Annotated in this window: 7 protein-coding genes and 2 pseudogenes; all 9 read right to left on the reverse strand. The window is 38.8% G+C overall.

The window, feature by feature from the left end:
* Positions 1 to 3,999, reverse strand: a 3,999-nt coding sequence (locus JCM10596_RS20975; protein ID WP_025028789.1) for a non-ribosomal peptide synthetase, incomplete at its 3' end; no start/stop codon positions are given.
* Between the two features lie 51 nt (positions 4,000 to 4,050).
* The gene (locus tag JCM10596_RS20980; protein WP_025028790.1) at positions 4,051 to 5,808 is read right to left on the reverse strand and encodes an ABC transporter ATP-binding protein; all 1,758 of its coding nucleotides are present in this window, start codon (positions 5,806 to 5,808) and stop codon (positions 4,051 to 4,053) included.
* Positions 5,789 to 6,682, reverse strand: coding sequence for an ABC transporter ATP-binding protein (locus JCM10596_RS26855; protein WP_369345679.1), 894 nt, complete (start codon positions 6,680 to 6,682; stop codon positions 5,789 to 5,791). The genes JCM10596_RS20980 and JCM10596_RS26855 overlap by 20 nt, the downstream gene beginning before the upstream one ends.
* A gap of 75 nt (positions 6,683 to 6,757) precedes the next feature.
* Positions 6,758 to 7,533: pseudogene (locus tag JCM10596_RS30580) on the reverse strand (ABC transporter transmembrane domain-containing protein); the annotation flags it as partial.
* Positions 7,534 to 7,693: 160 nt separating this feature from the next.
* Complete coding sequence (locus JCM10596_RS20990; RefSeq protein WP_025028791.1) at positions 7,694 to 8,425, reverse strand: thioesterase II family protein; 732 nt, start codon at positions 8,423 to 8,425, stop codon at positions 7,694 to 7,696.
* A 145-nt stretch (positions 8,426 to 8,570) separates the two neighbouring features.
* A complete protein-coding gene (locus JCM10596_RS31525) occupies positions 8,571 to 12,464 on the reverse strand; it encodes a non-ribosomal peptide synthetase (protein WP_369345680.1) in 3,894 nt (1,297 codons plus the stop codon).
* Positions 12,465 to 12,475: 11 nt separating this feature from the next.
* A pseudogene (locus JCM10596_RS31530) lies at positions 12,476 to 18,661 on the reverse strand (amino acid adenylation domain-containing protein); the annotation flags it as partial.
* A 23-nt stretch (positions 18,662 to 18,684) separates the two neighbouring features.
* The gene (locus tag JCM10596_RS26865) at positions 18,685 to 24,072 is read right to left on the reverse strand and encodes a non-ribosomal peptide synthetase (protein ID WP_051541402.1); all 5,388 of its coding nucleotides are present in this window, start codon (positions 24,070 to 24,072) and stop codon (positions 18,685 to 18,687) included.
* A gap of 87 nt (positions 24,073 to 24,159) precedes the next feature.
* Positions 24,160 to 25,517, reverse strand: a 1,358-nt coding sequence (locus tag JCM10596_RS21005; RefSeq protein ID WP_025028792.1) for a condensation domain-containing protein, incomplete at its 5' end; no start/stop codon positions are given.

Below are 25,517 nucleotides of genomic sequence, written 5' to 3' on the forward strand. Positions count from 1 at the left end.
GGTACGTGCTAATTGGTTGGCTCGTTCATTTAATTCGCCGTAGGTCAATGACTGACCGTTCTGTACAACTGCCACTGCATCTGGTGTTCGTTCCACTTGCTCTTCGAACAACTGATGTACCGCTTTCTCTGTTGGATAGTCCGCTCTGGTATCGTTAAAGCTGTATAGGAGCTGTTTCTTTTCTTCATCCGGAATCATATGATAGGAAGCCAGCGTTTCTTCAGGGCTTTCTACTACTGCTTCAAGAAGCTCTTTAAAGTGAGTCGCCATTCGTTCGATAGTAACATGGTTATATAGTGTTGTTGCGTATTCAATCTCACATAATAAACCTTCTTCAGCTTCTTCGATCGTAAACGTTAAATCGAATTTTGCTACTTTATGCTCCTGAGGGTAAGGCTTTATGTTTAGACCTTCAAGTTCTAGCTTCTCTTGCTCTGTGTTTTGTAAGGCGAACAGCGTGTCAAACAAAACATTGCGGCTGAGATCCCGTCCTAGATTCAAGTTCTCCACAAGTTCTTCAAATGGATAATCCTGATTTTCATATGCTTCTAGAGTTGTTTCCTTCACTTCCTCTAGAAACTCTTTAAAAGTCTTCTCACCAGAAGGATAGCTGCGAATCGCTAAAGTGTTAACGAACATCCCAATTAGCGGTTCTAAATCTGCATGCTGTCTACCAGCAATCGGTGTACCGACAATAAGGTCTTCTTGTCCACTATATTTATAGAGTAACGTTTTGTAAGCCGCCAATAACACCATGTACATGGTTGCCCCAGATTGGTTTGCTACCTTTTCTATTTTTTTACTTATATCCTGATCAATCACAAACTCGTATAAACTTCCAGCAAAATTTTGAACGGCTGGTCGTGGATAGTCTGTTGGTAGCTCCAGTACTGGTAATTCATTAGCAAAGGACTTTAGCCAATAGGCTTCCTGTTGTTTCATTTGCTCACTTTGGACTTCAGATTGTTGCCAAACAGCATAATCTTTATATTGAATTCGAAGTGGAGATAATTCTTTCCCATGATATAACTGAACAAGCTCATGAATGAGAATTTCTATAGAAACACCATCAGAGATAATATGATGCATATCCAACATCAAAATATGACGGTCTTTATGCTCTTCAACCAAGCCAACTCGTAACAGAGGGGCTTTTTCTAAATCGAAGGGACGGACAAAATCTTGAACAATCTCGTTTATTTCCTTTTCTCCTGCTTGTATATACGGCATTTCGAAGTGGACATCTGACTGAATCCGTTGTACGGGTTCTCCCTCTACCATTTCAAAGCAGGTTCTCAACGTTTCATGACGGTGAATAAGCTCAAGGAATACATTCTCTAGCCGCTCTCGATCTAGAGGTCCTTCTAAGATCAGTTCACTAGGCATATTGTAGCTTTGTTCCCCGCCTACAAGCTGATGTAAAATATATAATCGTTTTTGTGCTGAAGAAACCGGATAAACATCGCTGTCGCTCACTTTTGGAATGGACATGTGTTGGTTCTTTTCTAGTCCTCCAATCACTTCTGCCATAGCTTCTACAGTTGGAGAGCGAAACACGGCTCGCAAAGGTAAATTGACATTCATTTCTTTGTTGATTTTGGATACCAAATTCATCGCTCGTAGGGAGTGCCCACCTAAATCAAAAAAATGATCCTTGACCCCGATTTTTTCTACACCTAGTACTTCTCGCCAGATTTGAACCAGCTTTTCTTCTTCTTCTGTCCGTGGAGCCACATATTCAGCGCTTGATTGGAGCGCCGCTTCTGGTGCTGGAAGAGCCTTGCGATCTACCTTTCCATTAGAAGTTGTAGGTAACTGCTCCAACTGTACAAAATAGGTTGGTATCATATAGGCTGGCAATGCCTGTACTAATTTTTCTCTCAACTCACTTATACTCCATGTCAGAGAGGAAACATAATAAGCACAAAGATTTTTTTCACCTGATGTATCTTCATGAGCAGTAACTACAGCTTCTTGCACGGAATCGATATTCAACAATTGTGCTTCCACTTCCCCAAGCTCAATACGATAGCCTCGTATTTTGACTTGGTTATCTAGTCGACCTATATACTCAATGTTTCCATCTGGCAGCCAACGTGCTGCATCTCCCGTACGATACATGACCTCGCTAGGCTCAAAAGGATTGGCTACAAATTTTTCAGCTGTTAATTCAGGTCTATTTAAGTACCCGCGTGCCACTCCAGTTCCAGCCACACAAAGCTCTCCTGGAACTCCAATTGGCTGAAGCTGATTAGAAGCGTTTAAGATGTAGACCTTTTTATTGGCGATTGGCTTTCCAATAGGGATACTTTGTTGTTCATCATAGGTACATTGATAATAGGTTGCACATACAGTTCCCTCTGTCGGTCCATAGGTATTATAGACTTTCGCTGGGACAAGATTTAAGAAATGGCTCTTAAATAGGACATCTCCCCCCGAAATGAATATCCGAACGGAATGATCATGTAAATGTTTATTTAACTCGTTAAGCAGTAGTGGTGAGCAGGAAACAATGCTTATTTTTTCTTGAGCTATTTTCTCTGCCAGGATCTTGGAATCTAGCATATCATCCTTACTAGTAATCACTAGGCTAGCCCCCGTTACCAAGGGAGGATAAAGCTCCTCAACAGAAGTATCAAAGGAAATAGAAGCTTGCTGTAAAAAGTGATCATCTTGCACAATTTGAAATTCCTGTACAAAAGTCTGCACATAGTCTACCAAATTAGCGTGTTCCACCATCACACCCTTTGGATTTCCTGTCGTTCCTGAGGTATAGATAACGTAAGCCAAATGATTTGGGTTGTACTGATACTCTAGATTAGAGCGATCATCATGGTATTGATCTTGATTTTCCAATAAGATGGTTTTTCCTTCAAAAGAAATGTGATGAACAAGTTCACTTTGGGTAAGCAATATCTGTGCTCCCGAATCTTGTAGCATATAGCGTACACGCTCTTCAGGATATTCAGGATCAATAGGGACGTAAGCACCACCCGCTTTTAGAATGGCTAGCATACCTACAATCATATGAAAGGAACGTTCAACCATAAGACCTACCAATTGTTCAGCTTGAATACCGTTTGCTCTAAGGGTATGTGCCAATTGATTGGCTCGGTCATTCAGTTCTCTATAGGTCCATTTCTCATCATCAAATATGACGGCGATGGCATCTGGAGATCGGCTTACTTGATCCTCGAAGAGCTGATGAATAGCTTTTTCTTTTTGATGTTCTGCCGTTGTAGAATTAAAATCATGTAAAAGTTGATTTCGTTCATTTTCCAATAAAAGATCTAGCTTATGTAGTTCCAGTTCAGGTTGCTGTAACACACCTGAAAACAACTGATTCAAATGATTAATCATCTGTGAGATAAATGATTGATAGTAATGATGATCGTTATATTTGACGTTTAAGACTATGTCATTATCAACCAAATCAAATTCAAAAATGATATCTGTTCGGATTTCTTTAGAATAATCAAATGGATGGAGCTGTTTATAAGAAACAAGTGTATTAATCACGGGTAGTCCATTTACATCATGTTCAATATGGAGATTTTGTATCATTTTCCAAAATGGTATATTTTGATTTTCAATTGCTTCCTGAACAGATAGCTTCACCTCATTCAATAGAAGTCTAAATGATTGATTTCTATTAAACTGATTTTTGATCATGATAATATCATTGATTGGACTCAATTCATCATCATCTTCTGGCAAAGCTGGAATTCCCAAGATGACATCCTCTTCATCTGTATATTTATGTAATAAAGCCTGTACTCCTGCTAACAAGATGATAAACAACCCCATATTGGAGCCTTTTGTAATAGAAATCAATTTGTGTGAAATCTCAGGCGATAATACACTTTGAAAAGAATGAACCGTATAGGATTGTTCTTTGTTTAACGATCCTTGCGATAGATTATTATAAGGTAAAGAAATGATGCTTTGACCACTCGAAAACTGCTCTCTCCAGAATTCTTCTTCATTTGTTGGTTTCACTTGTATTCACCCCTACTTTTATTCTAAGCACATTGGTATTCTTACTTCTGACTAAATGGCTTCCTGCTGAAATTGCTCTTCATACAGTTTAGTGTAAATACCATTGAGGTTTAATAATTCGCGATGCGTTCCCTGTTCGACAATTTTGCCTCCGTCCATAACATAAATCTGATCCGCATTTTCAATAGTAGATAATCGATGGGCAATCACTATCGTAGTTCGTCCCTGCATTAAGCTGTTTAGTGCTTTTTGCACCCAATATTCTGCTTCGTTATCCAAGGCAGAAGTTGCTTCATCCAAAAGTAAGATGGAAGCATTTTTAAGTAGTGCCCTAGCAATAGCGATCCGTTGTTTCTGTCCACCAGAAAGAGTGACTCCTCGTTCACCTAAGATCGTCTGATACCCATCTGGCAATTCCATAATAAAGTCATGGGCATACGCTGCTTTTGTCGCCTTCTCTATTTCTTCCATTGTGGCATGAGGATTACCATGTCTAATATTTTCTTCAATCGATCCAGTGAATAAATAAGCATCTTGTGGAACATAAGCGATAAGCTGTCGTAATTCATCAATTGAGTATTGGTAGAAAGATTGTCCTTGAATCAGGATTTCGCCTTTTTCGATGGGATAAAAGCCTAATAATAGTTTCATTAATGTACTTTTTCCACTTCCACTAGCTCCAACTATGGCAATGACTTGTTCTGGTGGTACTTTCATAGAAAGGTTCTGTAGTACAGACGATTTTTTATCATAAGAAAAATCAATGTTACGTAGCTCTAAGGCTTCATTCGAAGGGGGGCTTTGTACCCTCTCTCCCATTCGAGACGGCTCCTCCTCTTCATCAAACAGCTCATTAATTCTCTGTGCTCCTGCAAATGAAGTCTGTATTCTTGAAACAGTATCGCCTGTTTCTAAAATGATTTGTGTGACATAAAGCTGTAGCATGACGAAACCTATCACTACATCCAGTCCCATGTAACCATAGTAATAGAAGATGAGTCCAGCTATTAAGACTCCAGAGAACGAAAACAAACTCAAAAAGTGATTTGTGGCTTCAAGCTTTCCCTTGGTCTTGCCTAACGTATTAGAATATTCTGCTGTTTCTTGGTTATATTTTTGGTACTGTTTATAAATATGAGTGATATGAAACATCTTGATCAGGTGAATGCCTGTTACAAATTCAGAGAATTTTCCGGTTGTTTTGCCAAGTATACCTTGAATTTGATTATTGATTTCTCGAATTGAATTAGTAAATCGTATATTTACATACATGACTAACAGGACAATTAGTAAAACAAAACAAGCAAACATCCAATTGAGATAAAACATAGCAGCTAAACAGCCTGTAACCGTAAAAAATTGAACGGTGAGTGATTGATAATGTTCTTTAAACGTGGCTTCGATCACCGTTACATCATTATTTACTCTAGATAATAAATCACCACTGTGTGTATTTTCTAGATAAGCTGTAGAAAGGTTGCTTATTTTCATAAACAGCTGTTCACGAATTTCTTGAATGGTTAATACCACACTGCGTGTATACAGATAGGTGACAAAAGGCAGAAGCAAAACAATGAGTAGGATTTGACCACCCAGCATTAATACAGCCTTCTCTAAAAATGTGTTGTCACCCGTTTGAGTAAATGCAATTAAGTCTCGCATGGCTAATCCAAAAACAATCGCAAATAAGGCTTGAAGCAAGCTTGAAAGAATACTACCAATAAAATAGGGAACTTTGCGATGTGAACTCATGAAATTCAGCATCTGCCAGCCTTCTCGAACGTATGTTTTAAATTTGCTGAACTGCATGATCACACTCACCCCTTTGCGACAACGATTTCTCGTCAAATTGTTTGTTATAGAGCTTGGTATATAACCCGTTTTTAGCTAATAATGCTTGGTGGTTGCCTCGCTCTACAATTCTTCCTTCTTCCATCACCCAGATCTCATTCGCATTTTGAATGGTCGTTAAACGATGGGCAATCACCATAGTTGTTCTTTCACTCATTAAGCTAGAGAGAGCTTGCTGCACCAGAAATTCTGATTCCGTATCGAGTGCTGATGTAGGTTCATCTAATAAAAGAATGGGTGCATCCTTTAACAAGGCACGTGCGATAGCCACTCTCTGACGTTGACCACCAGAAAGCCCGGAACCCCTTTCGCCTACTTCCGTTTGATAACCCTGTGGCAATTCCATAATAAAGGAATGAGCATTCGCTGATTTAGCTGCTTCTATCACTTCATCCATCGTTGCATCCTTTCGTCCAAATGCAATATTGTCATATATTGTCCCGCTAAACAAATAGGATTCTTGAGTTACTAATGAGATATTGGCTCTTAATTGAGTTGGATTCCAGCGCTTAATCGATTCGCCAAACAATTTAATATTTCCTTGCCCTTCAGCTAGTGGATAGAATCCGCATAATAGTTTAAATACTGTACTTTTTCCTCCTCCACTTGCTCCAACCAAGGCAATGGTTTGTCCCTTATGTAATTTCCCATCAAAATCATGAAGGATAGCAGGCGTATTTTCTTCATAGGAAAATTGAACATGTTCAAAATCAATCGGTATGGATTGTGGAGATATTTGAACATCCTTCATCTCATGATTTTCTTTTGGGTGGTTTAAGAGCTGAAAAACACGTTTGCTAGCCCCTTTTAACTCAAATAAATTAATAAACATTTCTGGGAATTTGGCAACGGGTCCCAAGCTAATTCCAAGTAAATAGATAAAGATGAACAATTCTGCTCCCGTTATCTCTTGGTTTAAAATTAAGTAGCTTCCAACAAGAATACTTAAAATGGTTGGACTCGACAGCATTAAAAGCATAATAGGAAGGATTGACAATTCTCGTTTTACCATTCTTAGTTTCTTTTCTGTTTCTAACTGAAGAAACGAGCGATACTTATTAAATAATGTCCCTTTCAGCAGATAAGATTTAACGAGAGCCATTCCTCCTAACGTATCTTGTAAAATTGTATTTGTTTGTCCCATATGCTCCTGAACCTCGCCCGTTAATTTTTCTAAGGCTTTGCCAACAAAATAATGAATAACATGGCAACAGGAAAAAACACCAGACTAGCAATGACCAACTTCCAATTTATTGTAAACAGATAAGCGAATGCTCCAAAAAAGATGACTGGTTGATAGAACCACTGGATATACTGTTCCTTCAAATAATTTTCGATAATACGAAGATCATTTGATATTTTAGAAATAAGATCTCCTGAATGCTGTTTTTCTAAGAAAGAGATAGGTAATTGCCCTATATGAGATACTAAGTGGTTGCGTATGTCTTTCATGGCAAAGGCACTGACTCTTGTTGGGGCATACTCCATAAAAAACTTTCCTATGACTCCAAGAGGAATGCATAAGGCGATTAAGCCGGCGATTTGAAGTATCCCTTGAATATCGCTTCCTGCGTCCAATTGTTGCAGTGCTTGTTCTGATAAGTAAGCAAACAGGATCTGAAGAGAAGCGACTGTCACTGAAGCAATAACCCCGACAATAAATAAACCTACATAAGGTTTCATAAAAGGGTTATCCAAAAAATCGATTTCCAACCTTCATCCTTACTTTTTTGTTTTTCTGTACTCACTTTTTTTCCCCTTTCAGAAGGGTGACAATCTTTATAGAAGAGTCCATAACATATACATTCCTCAACCCTATAGGATCACTTGTGCTATCTTGTTTCTATAGAGTAAAGGTATGCTGACTTTTCACCTTCAGTTTGTTATTAATGAGATCAACAATTTGCTGTGTGTAACTATTGATAAAGAAATGCCCGTCCTCAAATGAGTAAAAGTTACAATCGCGTGAAGAATAAGCTTTCCACTCCAGCATTTCTTCATAGGTAGCTTCGTCTTTCGTACCATATAATACGACTAAATCGCTGTTGAATTGGACATTTTTATCATTAAAAACGTATTGTTCAGCAATTTTATAATCCTTTCTTATCACTGGTAGAAAAAGATCTAGTAATTCTTTGTGCTCCAATAGTTCTTTTGGCGTACCGCCTAATTTCATAATTTCTTCGATAAATTCTTCCTCATTTAATATATGAGTTAATTTTTCGTCTGGCTTTCTTTTTAGATGAGGAGCTTTACGACCTGAAACAAATAGAACCTCAGGTAATTGGATATTATCCTGTAATAATTTTCTAGCAAGCTCAAAGACAACCATGCTACCTAAGCTATGACCAAAAAATGCGTAGGTACTATTCTTCAGTTCAGGTTCAATCTTACGAAAAACATCCTCTATTAATTCCTGCATATTCTCATATAGTGGTTCACTCATTCTTCTTCCTCTACCGGAAAGCTCTACAGGGTATAATTCAATCGAAGGATCTAAATACTTTTTCCAGTTTCGATACACATCCGATGAGCCACCAGCGTATGGAAAGCAAAATAATTTCATTTTATTCATAGCTTCTTTCCTCTCAAAATTAGAATCTTACAATAGGGTGGTGTCTCTTCATTTTGTAAGAGGAGGCATGACTGTTTTCGACTAGATCATCATGCCTCAATCCCTCTTACCTATCCTTCACCCCTTGTCTATTGTGTATTTCTTTCTAAACAGACTTTACTAGAGAAGTATTTTTTTCATGAATCTTGTTAAGAATTTCTCTAAGGATATTTAGGTTTTCAGTTATATACTGAGGTTCAAAGACTTCTTCATGGTCACCCATCACCATGTATTCTGTGTATCCTTTCAAGGTAGCTTCTCTCCAAAGGAGTTCATTGCTTTCTTTTGTATTTTCAATTTGTATATGTCTAGCTACTAAACCATGAATGTCAGCTTGTACTTCTCCTGAGTTAATCAGTTGACTAACATAGTTCAAATAGGCGTTGATTTGTCTTCTCATTGGATTTGCATAATGTTCTTCAACACCTTCTACAAGTGATTCTACAAGCTCATCAAGCTGCTCAGGTGTAAACTCTAGGAAAGTATTTCTCCTATCTATATCTACCATGATGATATCCGATACCTCGTAGCCTTTTTTCTCCATGACTTTTGCCACTTCAAACGCTAAATTTCCACCAATCGAATATCCCAAGAAGACAAATGGTGACTGATCTTGTACAGTCAGAATCAAATCAACGTACTGTTCAAGCATTTGCTCATAATCTAAGTTTTCTATGAAATCTAGACCATATACGACATATTGATTTTCGAGCAATTGTGCCATGTCAAGATAGGATAAACCATATCCACCACCAGGAGGGAAGCAGAATACATTGAACTTTCCGTTCTCATTAAGCTTAGTGATTTGAGTCGCTTCTTCTTCTTCAAACTTTTTCACATACTTAAGTCTTAAAATACGTTCAGCTAATTCTTTTGCCATTTCTTCTAAAGAAGGTTTTTCAAATAGTTTGTTTAGCGGCATCTCAACTTCCGTTTCTGAACGAATTTTGTGAACGAGCTGCATCAGCTTTAATGAGTGACCACCTAGGTCGAAGAAGTTGTCTTTCACACCGACTGTTTGTACCTCTAGCACTTCTTTCCAGATTTGTGCCAATTTTTCTTCTTCAGCTGTCCGTGGCGCTACAAATTCAGCTCTAGTATGAATACCACCGTCTGGAGCTGGTAATTGCTTGCGGTCAACCTTACCATTCGGCGTCAACGGCATCTGCTCCATTTGTACAAAATAGGCTGGAATCATGTATCTAGGTAGCTTGTGAGACAATGTTTCCTTAAGGGTTTTACTATTCAAATTTTGATCGGCAACATAATAAGCACATAGCTGCTTCTGATCAGAATCTCCATCAATCGTTATGACAATGGCTTCTTGAATGGAGTCGATTTGTAGCATAGCTGCTTCTATCTCACCTAGCTCAATTCTAAATCCACGTATTTTTACTTGATGATCCATTCTTCCCACATATTCGATCTCTCCACCTGGCAGCCATTTCGCCAGATCGCCCGTCCGATACATTCTTTTACCTTCTACAAAGGGATTATCGACGAATTTTTCAGCAGTAAGATCATCTCGGTTCAAGTAGCCTCGTGCTAAACCATCTCCAGATATACATAGCTCTCCTACTACACCGAGTGGTTGTAGTTGGTTGGCTTCATCTAGAATGTAAATTTCTGTGTTGCTGATAGGTTTTCCAATTGGAACTGTAATGCTTGTATCTTCAACTACATCTACAGCGTGACACGTAGCGAAGACAGTACTTTCAGTAGGACCGTAGACATGTTTGATTTTTCCTGGTCCTAGATGTTGTAAAGCTTTACGTACATGGTTAACTGAAACACGTTCTCCGCCAAATAATACGGAACGGACATGCTCTAGACAATCGACTTTGACATCCACAAGCACGTTAAATAGAGCAGTGGTAATGAACATCACAGAGATCTGCTGTTGTTCAATAAGATTAGCTAGGTTAGAGATATCCAGTAATACCTCTTTTGGAATTAACACAAGCTTAGCTCCATTTAATAATGCGCCGTAAATATCGAATGTGGAGCCGTCGAATGCGTAGCTAGATAATTGAAGTACGCTATCCTGATTGTTTATCTCAATATAATTCGTTTCCTTTACGACTCGTACAATGTTACGATGGGTTGTTAGATTTCCTTTCGGTTTTCCTGTTGACCCAGAAGTATAAATGACATAGGCCAGATTCTCAGATTCATTGTTCCATTCAAGATTGGTCGCATCCTCATGGTAGGAGCTCTTCTCATCTAGTAAAATGATGGAAGCTTGATCAGGAATTTGTTCTTGTAAATGCTCTTGAACCAAAACCATTTGCACTCCGGAATCTTCGATTATATAACGGATACGTTCTGTAGGATATTCTGGATCGAGTGGAACATAGGCACCTCCAGCTTTTAATATGGCTAGAATTCCCACTATCATATCAAAGGAACGCTCACTCATGATCCCCACTAATTGATCCGCTTGAATCCCTTTTTCTCTTAAGGTGCGAGCTAATCGATTAGCATGTTCATTAAGTTCTCGATAGGTCATCTCTTCATTCTCGTATACGAGGGCTATTGCATTAGGTGTAGCGTCTACTTGCTCCTCGAATAGCTGATGAATTGTTTTCTCCCTTGGATACTCCGTTATTGTGTCATTAAATTGATTCAAGAGCTGATTTCTTTCTGGCTCCGTTACCAGCTTTAATTCATTTATGGAAGCTCGAGGATTAGCTACAATTTGTTCGATTAACTGTAGCAAATGCCCCCTCATTCTGTCCATCGCTGATTTTTCATATACCGTTTCGTTATACTCTACGGAAATTTCGATATCATCAATAGGCTTAACGACGATATTTAAATCGTAGTTGGTTTGTTCTTCCATTTCAATATCTACTATTTTTAAATTGTCGATATTACTGCTGGTTTCTTGTGTTTTCTCAAACTGCTCTCCAACAGGATAATTCTCAAATGCCATAATATGATTGACTAGGTTTTGCTTCTGTTCTGTCAATGCTTGTATCTCGTATAAAGGGAAATAATCGTAGGCTTGTGACTCTAATGCTTGCTCTTGAGCTTGCTTGATCACTTCGGCAAATGACTGTGTTGCCTCTGTACAAATCCGTACAGGTATGGTGTTGATAAATAATCCGATCATTTGCTCTATGCCAGAGATTTCGGCTGGTCTACCCGATACGACACTTCCAAATACAATGTCGTTTGATCCTGTGTATTTCTGCAATAAAATTCCCCATATTGATTGTACTAAGATATTGACAGTCACTTCATGCTCTTGCGCAATTTGAGTAATCCGTTGGGTCAATGACTCCCCTAATGAACAAATCATTTTCTGACCTTTATACTCAGTAGACTTTTCCTTCGAATGTATTTGCATTGGCAATGTTTGTTGTTCATATCCCGCTAAATACTCTTTCCAGTAGGAAGCAGCTGTAGCACTGTCTTGTTGTTCTAGCCACTCGATATATCCACTGTAGGACAATACCTCATCCATTTCAGCTTGTTCCTGATTGAGGTAAGAGAAATAGGTTTGGAACAGCTCTTTCATAAATATTGGCAAGCACCAACCGTCCATCAAAATGTGATGGAAGCTCCAAATGAAACGATAGGTTGTTTCATCTATACGCAGGATAGAAAGACGCATAAGAGCATCTTGTGCCAAATCGAAGCCTTTTTGCTTATCTGCTTTGACAAAATGGTCAACATATGTCTGAGATTCATTCATAGCCATTTCAGATAAGTCTTCATAGGTAAAGTCTACTGGCTTTCCTTTATACACAATCTGAAGCGGTTCTTCTTTCCAGCCAACAGAAAAGTTTGTTCGTAAGATCGCGTGTCTTTGAACAACTTCAACAAAGCTTTGTTTAAAGAAGTCAATGTCAACATTCCCCTGCAAGCTAAACGCCATTTGTTCAAAATATGCACCCGATTGTGGGTCCATTTGATGATGGAACCACATCCCTTTCTGCATTGGTGTTAGCGGATAAACATTTTCAATTTCACCAATATGTTTGTTTTGCTCCACCAATTGATCTAATTCCTCAATTTCAATTCCCTTCAATAAGACATCACTAGGTGTTAGTACCTGTCGCTCTTGTGCTAAACAATGGGCAATGACTTCTTGAAGGCTCTCTTTCAAGCAACCTGCTAAAAACTCCATTGTTTCTCTACGGTATTCTAGACCACTGTAGTTGATATCCAGAATCAATTCGCCTGCTGATATCATCCCGTTTATATCCAGTGTATATCTCCTCGGCTGCTTGTCACTGGACTCTAAGCCACTAGAATAAGAAGACAATTCATTATTCTTAAGATCCTGATCAAACTGTCCTAAGTAGTTAAAGCTGATTTCAGGTTCAGAACCCCATTCTTCCTTATTTGTATGAGGTGTTAAATACTTCCAGATTCCATATCCGATTCCCTTATTCGGAATGTTTCGGAGTGTTTCTTTAACCTTTTTAACCTGATAGCTTAAGTTCTTGGTAGGCTCTATTTCTACTACTACAGGATACTGACTAGTAAACCATCCTACCGTACGTGTGATGTCTATATCTTTTATGATCTCTTCGCGTCCATGACCTTCTAAATTAACCTTAACACGTTCTAGTTGATTCCATTTCTGCATAGCGATTCCTACAACAGTTAAGAGAATATCGTTAATTTCGGTATTGTAAGCTCGTGGTACTTGCTTAAGTAATTGCTCTGTTTCCTCCACGCTCCACTTAACAGGTATGGAAACACTATCTTTGACCAATGAACTCTGCTCTGGATCGTAATCCTTTGGTAGAGGTCGGGTTTCTAGCTGACTCATTTGTTGCCAATAGCTCGCTTCTTTCTCCATTGCTGGACTTTGGGCATAGGAAGTTAATTGCTCTGCCCATTTCAAGAACGAATCCGTTTTTTGCGGGAGATGGATCTCTTCTCCTCTCAGCGCTTGATCATAACCAGAAGAAATATCTTCAAATAAGATCCTCCATGATACCATGTCTACTACCAGATGATGAATGACGATCAACAAGTGGTCTCCATCCGAGCATTGGAATAATCTAAGCTTCATAAGAGGTCCTTCCTGTAAATGAAGACTGCTTTGGAGCTCATTCGCTTTCGTTTCAATGATTTCATCTACTTCTTTATCACTTCTTAGATCCACGACATCAAGGGTGAAGAGATTATCTTCATCTGCCTTTCTATTCCAAGCTGTATATCCTGTATCCGTTTGACGGTATACCATACGCAAAGCATCATGGTGCTGTATCATATTTTTCATCAGCTTTTGAAGCGCTGTGAAGTCAAAGCCTTCTTTCTTATACAGCATCGCAGATTGGTTAAAGTGATGCGAGTCGACCCAATTTTTTTCAAAGAACCAAGTTTGAATAGGAGTTAATTTAGCTTCACCATGAACATCTCCCTGATCAATGGTTCTTCCTGTGGCCTGTACATGCTTACTTAATTTAGCGATGGAAGGATATTTAAATAAATCCTTCATCTCCATCTTATAGCCCGCTTGATAGAGCCTAGAAGAAATTTGAATGGCTTTAATTGAGTCCCCGCCAAGTTCAAAGAAATGATCAAGTATACCAATCTTAGAAATCCCTAAGACTTCCTGCCATATGGTCGCTAAGGTTGTTTCTATCTCGGTCATTGGAGCCATGTACTCTGTTCCAGTTTGGACACTTCCGTCTGGTTTTGGTAAGGCTTTGCTGTCAATTTTCCCATTAGGTGTCAGTGGCATTTGTTTTAATTGAACAAAGTATGATGGAATCATGTATGCTGGCAATTCTTGTGATAGCTCGCCTCTAAGCTGACTGATGTTAAGCTCCTTGTCTGCTACAAAATAAGCACATAATTGTTTCTGCGCCTCATCTTCTCTTGCGATGACTACAGCTTCCTGAACGGATTCAACCTTCAATAGTTGAGCCTCTATCTCTCCTAGCTCAATTCTGAATCCTCTAATTTTAACCTGATGATCAATTCTTCCAACGTATTCAATCGTTCCATTAGCTAACCATCTAGCCAAATCCCCAGTTCGATACAGCTTTTCTCCTGAGATGAAGGGATGATCCACGAATTTCTCTGCTGTAAGATCAGCACGATTTAGGTATCCACGAGCTAAGCCATCTCCTCCAATGCACAGTTCTCCAACGACTCCGATCGGCTGTGGCTTGTTTGCCTTATTTAGAATGTAAATGGAGGTGTTGCTGATAGGTTTACCTATCGGTACCGTAATGCTCCCTTCTTCTATTTCATCTACATCATGCGCAGTAGCAAATACAGTACTTTCGGTAGGACCGTATACATGCTTGATCTTACCTGGACCTAGATGTTCAAGTGCTTTTCGAACATGGCTAACAGAAACGCGTTCTCCTCCGAATAAAATAGCTCGGATATGCTGTAGACAATCCACTCTTACATCAACTAAAACATTGAAGAATGCCGTTGTAATAAACATTACTGAAATCTTCTCTTCTTCAATCAGATTCGCTAGTTTTCCTACATCCAACAATGTTTCTTTCTGAATCAGGACAAGCTTCGCTCCATTTAATAGGGCTCCATAGATATCGAACGTAGAACCATCAAAGGCATAGCTTGATAATTGCAGAATGCGATCTTGCTCGGTGATATCGATATAATTGGTCTTTTTGACGACGCGAACAATATTGCGATGAGTCGTTAAATTCCCTTTCGGTTTTCCTGTGGAACCCGATGTGTAAATAACATAAGCCAAATTCTCAGCGCCGTTAATATGCTCTAGATTAGAACCATCTTCACCGTAAGATTCTTCATTATCCAGTACTACAATTGAGCTTGTTGCTGGGATTCTTCCTTTTAATAGCTCCTGTACGAGTACCATTTGCACTTCTGAATCTTCTAGCATATAGCGAATACGCTCTTCTGGATACTCTGGGTCAATTGGTACATAGCTCCACCAGCTTTGATGATCGCCAGGATCCCAACAATCATATCTAAGGAACGTTCAGTCATAATCCCTACCAACTGATCGGCTACGACACCCTTCTCTCTCAATGTTCGTGCCAATCGATTAGCCCGTTCATTGAGCATGAGGTAAGTTAAGCTTTGTTCCCCATGAACGACTGCGACAGCATGCGGATTCTTCTCTACCTGTTCTTCAAATAGTTCTTGAATGGTTTGATTTCTAGGATAGTCTGTTTGTGTATCATTGAGCTTCTCTAGTAACGTTACTTGCTCTTCTTCCTCCATGATTTCTAGAGAGGAAAGCTTTTCATCTGGATACTGAGTCAAGCTTTGAATGATTTTTGTAAAATGCTTCGCCATTCGCTCAATTGTTTCTTGCTTAAATAGAGAGGTTGCATACTCAATATTGCAGACCATTCCTTCTTCCCATTCTTTGACATTGAAGGTCAAATCAAATTTTGCGACTGTATGTTCAGTTGGATAGGGTTGTAGCTGAAATTCTTCGATTTCTGTTTCATTCTCTTTTTCTCTTGCCGTTTGTAATGAAAACATGGTGTCAAATAGAGAATTTCGACTTAAATCTCTTACTACACTCACTTTTTCTACTAGCTCTTCGAATGGATACTCCTGATTTTCATAGGCCAATAGTGTAGTTTCCTTCACCTCGTCCAAGAATTCTAAAAACGTTATCTCACTAGTAGGATAACTACGAATGGCTAGAGTATTAACAAACATCCCAATAATCGGCTCTAAATCAGCATGTGCTCTGCCTGCAATAGGCGTCCCTACAATCACGTCTTCCTGTCCACTGTATTTGTGCAATAAAGTCTTGAATGAAGCGAGTAAAACCATGTACAGTGTCGTTCCTGTTTGTTTGGCAATCTGTCTTAGTTGATGGCTTATTGCTGGATCAATAACAAACTCATGTGCTGCTCCCGCAAAGCTCTGTACAGCAGGTCGAGCATAGTCTGTTGGCAATTCTAGTACAGGAAGGTCCCCACTAAAGGCACTCAACCAATATTGTTCTTGCTTTTTCATCCGTTCATTATGAAATTCAGATTCTTGCCAGACAGCGTAATCTTTGTACTGAATACGAAGTGGCGACAGTTCCTGTCCTTCATACAATTGAACAAATTCATCAATCAGAAGCTCCATAGATACACCATCAGAGATGATGTGATGCATATCTAACATCAAAATGTGACGTTCTTCCGATAACTCAATTAATCCTACTCGCAATAAAGGGGCGCTTTCTAAATCAAATACTCGAACAAAATTTCTGACAATCTCTTTCGCCTCTTCTTCAGTTGCCTTTTCATATTCGACATGGAAAGAAACCTCAGGATGTACACATTGTACAGGCTCCCCATTTTCTAATTGAAAGCTGGTTCGCAACGTATCATGACGCTCAATTAATCGACGAAACGTTTCTTCTAATTTCTTTTTGTCCAATGAACCAATGACAAGTACTTCATTAGGCATGTTATAGCTGATATCGGCGCCTTCTAACTGTTGTAAGATATATAAGCGCTTTTGAGCAGATGACACAGGATAGAACTCCCTTTTACTAGCAACAGGGATTGAGATATGCTGATCTTGTTCCATTTCTGCAATGACTTCCGCCATAGCCCCTACCGTTGGTGATTGGAACACGGTTCTTAAAGGAAGATCTACATTCATTTCCTTGTGGATCTTGGATACTAAGGTCGTAGCACGTAAGGAGTGCCCTCCTAATTCAAAGAAATGATCCTTTATTCCTATAGATTGTACTCCTAATACTTCTTGCCAAATTTCTACAAGTTGCTTTTCAGCAGCCGTTCTTGGTGCTACGTATTCTGTTCCTGTTTGTATTAGCCCCTCTGGTTTTGGCAAAGCTTTACGATCGATTTTTCCGTTAGAGGTTAGTGGCATTTGCTCCAGTTGTACAAAATAAGACGGAAGCATATAGTGTGGCAACACTTGGGACAGTGCAGTTCTTAGTTCACCAACATTCCACTCTCTTTTTGCTGTAAAATAAGCGCACAGATCCTCTTGCCCTGCTTCATCCTTGTTTGCAAGCACGATTCCTTCTTGAATCGAATCTAATCTTAAGAGCTGAGCCTCTACTTCACCCAGTTCAATTCGATAGCCCCGAATTTTGACTTGATGATCCATTCTTCCTATATATTCAAGATTGCCATCTGGCAGCCAGCGGGCTAGATCTCCAGAACGGTACATCCGTTTTCCAGGTGCAAATGGGTCCTCTACAAACTTTTCTGCGTTCAATCCGGGACGATTTAAGTAACCTCTAGCTACCCCTTCTCCAGCCACATAGAGTTCTCCTACGATCCCTATCGGAAGTAGATTCTTTTGTTCATCCAGAATATAGGTACGTAAAGTTGGGATGGGGCGTCCAATATTGCTTTTCACTTGCTCAATTTCTACTTCCGTAATTTCTTTATAAGTTACATGGACCGTTGTTTCAGTGATTCCATACATATTGATGAGCTGAATGTCAGGATATTTCGCTTTCCATTCTTTTAATAGATATGGACTTAAAGCCTCTCCACCAAAAATGATTTTGCGTAAATGCAAGCCTTCCCCGCCGTGTACTTCTTCTTCTTTGAGTACCTTATAAAAATAAGTAGGTGTTTGATTTAAGATGGTGATTTCTTGTTCTTTCAACAACTGAAGAAACTGATTTGGACTCTTTGCCGTCAATGAAGGAACAACCACTAATTTTCCACCATATAATAGGGCTCCGTACATTTCCCAAACCGAGAAATCAAAGCAATAAGAATGGAATAATGTCCATGTATCACTCGCATCAAAGTCAAACAGGTTCTTATTGTTAAACAAGAGTCGTACCACATTTTTATGTTCAATTAACGTACCTTTTGGCTTACCTGTTGTCCCAGAAGTATAAATGACATAAGCTAAATCATGCGCTTCATTGACTTGATCAAGATTGGTTTTATCATGGTGATAATTTTCTTCGTTTTCCATAGCCAAAATCGTGCCTTTAAAAGATACTTGGTCTTGTAAATCCTTCTGTAATAAGAGGATTTGTGCCCCTGAATCTTCTAACATAAAATGAATACGGTCCTCAGGATATTCAGGATCAATTGGTACATAAGCTGCTCCGGCTTTAATCGTTGCTAGAATACCAACAATCATCTCTATTGATCGATTGACCATGATAGCTACTAAGTTATTTGTGCTAACACCTTCTGCTCTCAAGGTGCGTGCTAGCTGGTTTGCCCGTTCATTTAATTCACCGTAGCTGATTTGTTGGTTCTCATACACCACAGCGATGGATTCGGGAGTGCGAGCTACCTGTCTTCGAATAACTGATGGATTGTTTTCTCTTTCGGGTAATCTGCATCGGTTTCATTAAATACATGAAGAATCTGCATCTTCTCTTCTTCTGTTGCTACATCTAAATCTTTAACCAATAATTCCGATGTATTTGCAATTTGTTTCAGAAAATGGACTAAGTGTTTTTGTATTCTTTCTACCGTTTCAGATGTAAATACATTTGCGTTATACTCCATTTTGAGCTGTAGCTCTTCACTTGGTAACACAATTAGGTTAAAGTCATAGTTTGTTTGTTCTTCAGTGCTAACATCCATAATTTCCAGACTTCCTGTATTAGCACTTTCCGTTTTTTCAATTTTCTCTTCTACTGGATAGTTTTCGAAGACCATGATGTGATTGATTAGATTTTGTTTTTGATCCGATTGTGCTTGAATCTCGTATAATGGGTAGAAATCATAGGATTGGGAAGAAAGAACCTGCTCCTGTGTTCTTCTCATGACTTCACCAATGGCTTCTTCCGCCTCACAACGAATACGTACAGGAGTTGTGTTGATAAATAGCCCAATCATATCCTCAATACCTGGAATTTCTGCGGGTCTTCCAGAAACTACGCTGCCGAAAACAACATCCTTGGAGCCATTATATTTCTGCAACAGAATACCCCAAGCTACTTGTATCAGCGTATTCACTGTTACTTGGTGCTGCTTTGCCATCATGTTCATCTTATTTGTTAATTCTTCGCCTAAGCTACACTGGATTCGTTTTGTAGCATATTCCACTTCTTTCAGTTGATCACTCTCTTGTGGCAATGCGGTTTGTCCCTCATATCCTTCTAAATAGCTTTTCCAATAGGCTGAGGCTTCTTCTGTATCTTGTTCTTGCAGCCACTTAATATAATCACTGTAAGATGAAACGACATTCATCTCGGGCGTATCATTATTTTCTAGCGCGAAGTAAGTTTCAAACATTTCTGTGACAAGAATAGGTAAACACCAGCCATCCATTAAAATGTGATGGAAGCTCCAAATAAGATGGTGCTCTTTCTCATCTGTCCGTAAGATCGATAAGCGGATCAATGCATCATGATCAAGGGCAAAGCCTCTCTCCTTATCTTCTTCCAGAAATAGATTCATTTTCTCGTCACGATCGTTTTGAGTCATTTCAGAAATATCATTGTAGAAAAATTCGACAGGTTTATCTCTATACACTATTTGTATAGGTTCTTCATCCCAGCCTGTGTAGAAGTTTGTACGTAATATCGCATGTCGTTGTATTAATAGAGAGAAGCTTTCTTTGATTTTTTCTACATCTAAATCTCCTTGAAGAACAAATCTGAGCTGTTGGAAGTAAGCTCCGGACTGCGAATCCATTTGATTGTGAAACCACATCCCTTTTTGCATGGGTGTCAGTTTGTATAGATTTTCAATTTGTCCAATGTGCTTGGTTTGAGCAACGATCTCATCTAGTTCCTCAAGTGTTACCTCTTGTAATAACACATCACTAGGTGTAAGTTCAGTACGATCTTTGGCGCTACAATGAGCAATTATCTCTTGTAGACTTTCCTTAAAGCATGTGGCTAACTGCGTCATGTTTTCCTGATTGTATTCTTTGCCATTGTAACTAATGTCAAAGAGTAAAGCTCCCTCTGAAATCATCCCATTAATATCTAAAACGTAGGTTTGCTTTTGTTGACTACTTCTTTGTGCACCGCTTGAATAAGGAGATAGCTCATTACTTTCTAGTTCCTGATCAAACTGACCTAAATAGTTAAAACAAATTTCAGCTTCATCCTGAAAATCAACCTCTTGCGAATAGGAAGAAAGATACTTCCACACTCCATAGCCAATTCCTTTGTGTGGAATGTGACGCAGATTTTCTTTTACTTTCTTAATCTGATAAGACAGCTGTTTATCTGGTTCAACTTCTAGCACCACTGGGTAGAGACTTGTAAACCATCCTACTGTTCGAGTGATATCGATATTCTCAAGAATCTCTTCTCTACCATGACCTTCCATGTGTATTTTGAATCGTTCTAAACCACTCCATTTATGTAGTGCTTTAGCTAATGCGACTAACAGAATATCGTTTATTTCCGTATTATATGCCTGAGGCACTTGCTTCAACAGTAATTCCGTTTCTTCTTGGCTCCACTGTACATGAAGGGATTCACGATCTCTAATCAATGCCTGATCCTGCACCTGCTCTCTAGGTAAAGAATCCGTTTTGAGTTGAGCAATCTGCCTCCAATAATCTGCTTCCTTCTCCATCAATTTATTTTCAGCATAAACAGATAAATCTTCAGCCCATTTTAAGTAGGAATCTGTTTTTAGTGGGAGTCGGATCTCTTCCCCATGTATCGCTTGTTCATAGCCCATCTGAATATCTTCAAATAATATTCTCCACGAGATGCCATCTATAACTAAATGGTGTATCGCAATGAGCAAATGATCTCCGTCTTCACAATGAAACAAGCCTACCTTCATTAAAGGACCTTCGTTTAGGTGAATACTACTTTGAATTTTAGTAGCTTGATCTTCAATTGCCTTAGCACAATCAGCTACTTGGCGGAAATCAAATACTTCTAGGGTGAAAAGCTCCTCTTCATCTATTCCTCGAATCCAAGGTTGAATACTATGATCTTGCTGACGAAATACCGTACGTAACGCATCATGATGCTCTACTATTTTTTGTAAAACTTTTCGAAGTGCAGCTTCAGTGAAGCCTTCTTTCTTATAAAGCATCGTGGCTTGATTAAAGTAGTGTGAATCAGCCCAATTTCTCTCAAAAAACCAGCTTTGGATCGGTGTTAACCTAGCCTCGCCCTTCACTTCAGCTTGATCTATTGTTCGATCAATTGTTTGGACAAAAGGACTTAATTTAGCGATTGTTGGGTACTTGAATAAATGTTTCATTTCAAGCTTATAGCCTACTTGATACAGTCTGGAGGATATCTGGATCAGCTTAATGGAATCTCCACCAAGAGCAAAGAAATGGTCATTAATCCCCACTTTCGGAATTCCTAATAATTGCTGCCATAGAGTTGCCAGTGTTCGTTCCACCTCTGTTCGTGGAGCTACATAGGTTGTCCCACTTTCAATGCTTTCTTCAGGTACTGGCAAAGCCTTCCGATCGATCTTTCCATTTGGTGATAAGGGCATTTGCTGCAATTGCACAAAGTACGCAGGAATCATGTACTCTGGTAGCTCTTTCGACAAAGCATCTCGAATCTCGTTCATACTCTGCTTTTGATTTGAAGTAAAGTAGGCACATAATTGTTTCTGACCGGTCTTCTCCTCTCTTGCAAGCACAATCGCTTCTTGAATAGAATCAATTTTCAACAGTTGAGCTTCAACCTCACCAAGCTCAATTCGATAGCCCCGAATTTTTACTTGATGATCAATTCGCCCTAGATATTCAATATTTCCATCCGGAAGCCAGCGTGCTAAGTCCCCTGTACGATACATTCGTTCCCCTGCTACAAATGGATTAGGTACAAACTTCTCCTCTGTAAGCTCTGGACGATTATAGTAGCCTCGAGCTAGTCCAACACCAGAAATGCATAGTTCTCCTGGTACTCCTATTGCTTGCAATTGTCTATTTTGATTTACGATATAGAGCTGGATATTAGAAATTGGTTTTCCTATAGGTACCATAAATATTTCATCATTTACAGGGCAATCAAAGTAGGATACATCAACGGTCGCTTCTGTTGGTCCATATAAGTTAATGATTTGAGCTTGATTGACAGATGAAATAAGCTGCATAAAACGGTTTGCATGGTTAGGAGTTAATGCTTCACCACTAGCAAATACCTGCCTTAGTGATTTAAGTTTATCCTGTGAGTCTTGAGTCGAATGATGCTCCAGATACTCGAGAAAGGCGCTAAGCATGGCTGGAACAAAATGCATCGTAGTGATGGAGTGCTCTTCAATTGTATTTAAGATTTCTTCAGGATTTTTTTCACCACCGACAGATAGGAGGCATACTTTAGAGCCTACCATAGCCCACCAAAATAACTCCCAGACAGAAACGTCAAAGGTTACTGCTGTTTTTTGTAATATTGTATCGTTTGCGTCAATAGGATATCTTTCTTGCATCCATAAGATTCTATTAATGGCGGAATGGTGTTCGATCATAACTCCTTTTGGTCTTCCTGTTGTACCAGATGTATAGATGACATAAGCGAGATGTTGAGGGCTACTCATTTCTCCTAAGTTCGAGCTGTCCTCATGATAAGATTTTTCATCTTCCAATACAATTTGTTCTCCGTTAAAGGAAATTCGATCTAGTAAATGGCTCTGTACAAGTAAGACATCTGCATTAGCATCTTCCATTATATAGCGGATGCGTTCTTCAGGATGTGTTGGATCGATTGGTATATAAGCTCCACCAGCTTTTAGGACAGCATAGATCCCTATGATCATTTCAAACGAACGTTCAGCCATAACGCCCACAAGCTGGTCAGCCTTTACTCCCTTGGTTCTCAAGGTTCGCGCTAATTGATTTGCTCTTTCATTTAGTTCACGGTATGTCATGTTTCGATTTTCAAAAATAACAGCAACTGCATCAGGAGTGCGCTCTGCTTGTTCTTCAAAGATTTGATGGATTGTTCTTTGAGTGGGATAATCTTGCGCTGTATCGTTAAAATCTTGTAATAGCTGATTTCTTTCATTTGGTAATAGAATATCTATGTTATGTATTTCGATTTCCGGTTGGAATAAAACAATAGAAAAAAGCTGATTCAAATGTTGGATAAGTTGTGAAATGAAGTTTTGATCAAAATGAGTCCCATTATAGATGACATCGACATGAACCAAGCTACTTTTTAAGCTGAACTCGAACATCATATCGGGCACAATACTCTGTTTATAGTCGAATTGATGGAGTTCCTTCAGAGAAACGAATGTATTCACGATCGGTAATTCATTTTCATCATATTCAATATGTAAATTTTCAACCATTTTCCAGAAAGGAATATTTTGATATTTGATTGTTTCTTGAAGAGATAATCTAATTTCATTTAACAATGTTTTAAAAGTATGCTGGTTACTTATTTTATTTTTTAAAATAACTAGATCAGTAACTGGTGCATGTCCATTTGCTTGAGTCGTTGGAACTCCCAATATGATATTTTCTTTTTCTTCGTAACTATATTTGTAGAGTATGGCTTCAACTCCAGCTAACAAAATCATAAATAAAGCCATGTTTGAACCATTAGAAATGGTTAGAATTTTTTGAGCTACCTCTGGTGATAAAGTATGGTTAGAAACTTGAATATGGTTTCTATCTCTATCTCCTAAATCTTTTAGAGCAAATTTGCTATAAGGAAGGGATATAATGCTTTCGTCTGAAGAAAACTGCTTCTTCCAAAACGCTTCTTCCTTTTCATAAACTGTTTTCATTTGTGCTCACCTCACCCTTTATTCTAATGTTTGCAAGTATGTGCCGCCTTTTGAGTAGCAGCACATACTTGCTTCATTTCATAAGAACTAAAAAGAAAACTCAACAGATTCTACAATATTTTCTCGCTTTTTCTTAGCTTCATTCACTTTAATATTCTTTAATTGAATCTGTGGCTCTTGGCAAATTTGACTTAGGATCATAATTAGGTCCTTGCTTAAACGGTCTATCCTATTCTTTTTAAATAGCTTCGTGCAATATTGAAATTCAGCCTTCATTTCATCCCTCTCTAAACTCATGTTTAGTAGTAAATCGAATTTAGCCACTTTATCGTTGTACATCGGAAGAACAGATAATGAGGCATTCTTTTGAATGTTTTGTTCTTCCTCAACTTGAAGATCAAACATCGTATCGAACAAAGGATTGCGACTCAGGTCTCGTTTCAAATCTAATTTTTCAACTAATTCTTCAAAAGGATACTCCTGATTCTCATGTGCTTCTAAAGCTCTTTCTTTCACTTCAAGTAAAAATTCCTCAAAGCTTTTTTCCGCAAATGGATAGTTTCGAATAGCAAGTGTATTAACAAACATTCCAATCAATGGCTCTAAATCTGAGTGTGTTCTTCCTGCGATAGGTACTCCAATCACAATATCTTCTTGTGCACTGTGTTTCGCAAGGAGTACAGAGTAGGCAGCTAAATAAAACATATAGAGTGTGATTTCGTATTTTTCTGCTAGCTTTTGTACGGAAGCTGTGAGCTCCGAATCAACAGTAAATTCAAGAGTATTTCCTTCAAAGCTTTGAACTTTAGGACGCTCATAATCAGTAGGTAGTTCCAGAGTTGGAAGCTCACCACTGAAAATGTTAAGCCAATAATCTTCCTGCTTCTTAAGGCGCTCACTTTGCATTTCTGCTTGCTGCCACACAGCGTAATCCTTGTATTGAATTCGTAGAGGAGTTAACTCTACTTGACCTGAATATAGGGCTTCAAATTCAGCAGATAAGATCTCCATGGAGAATCCATCAGAAATGATATGGTGCATATCTAATACAAGAAGATTTAGTCCTGTTTTTAATGTAGTCACTCCTACGCGTAATAACGGCGGCTTTTCAAGATCGAACACTCGGATAAAGCCATCGATAGCTGTTTCCAGTTCTTCATTTACCTCAATATATTCCAGACTAAAGTCTACTTTTTGATGTATACGTTGCTTTACTTCTCCATCTATCATCTCGAAGCTCGTTCGTAATGTTTCATGGCGTTGAATTAACTGTTGAAAAACGGCTTCTAATCTTTCAAGATCTAAATCGCCTTTTAATACTAAGGCATCCGGCATGTTATAGCTCAATTCAGAGCCTTCCATTTGCTGTAGAATATATAAGCGCTTCTGAGCGGAAGAAAGAGGATAGAACTCTCGTGCTTCAGCGACAGGAATGGAGATGTGCT

Source organism: Caldalkalibacillus mannanilyticus JCM 10596 (assembly GCF_000615945.1).
Lineage (GTDB): Bacteria > Bacillota > Bacilli > Caldalkalibacillales > JCM-10596 > Bacillus_AT > Bacillus_AT mannanilyticus.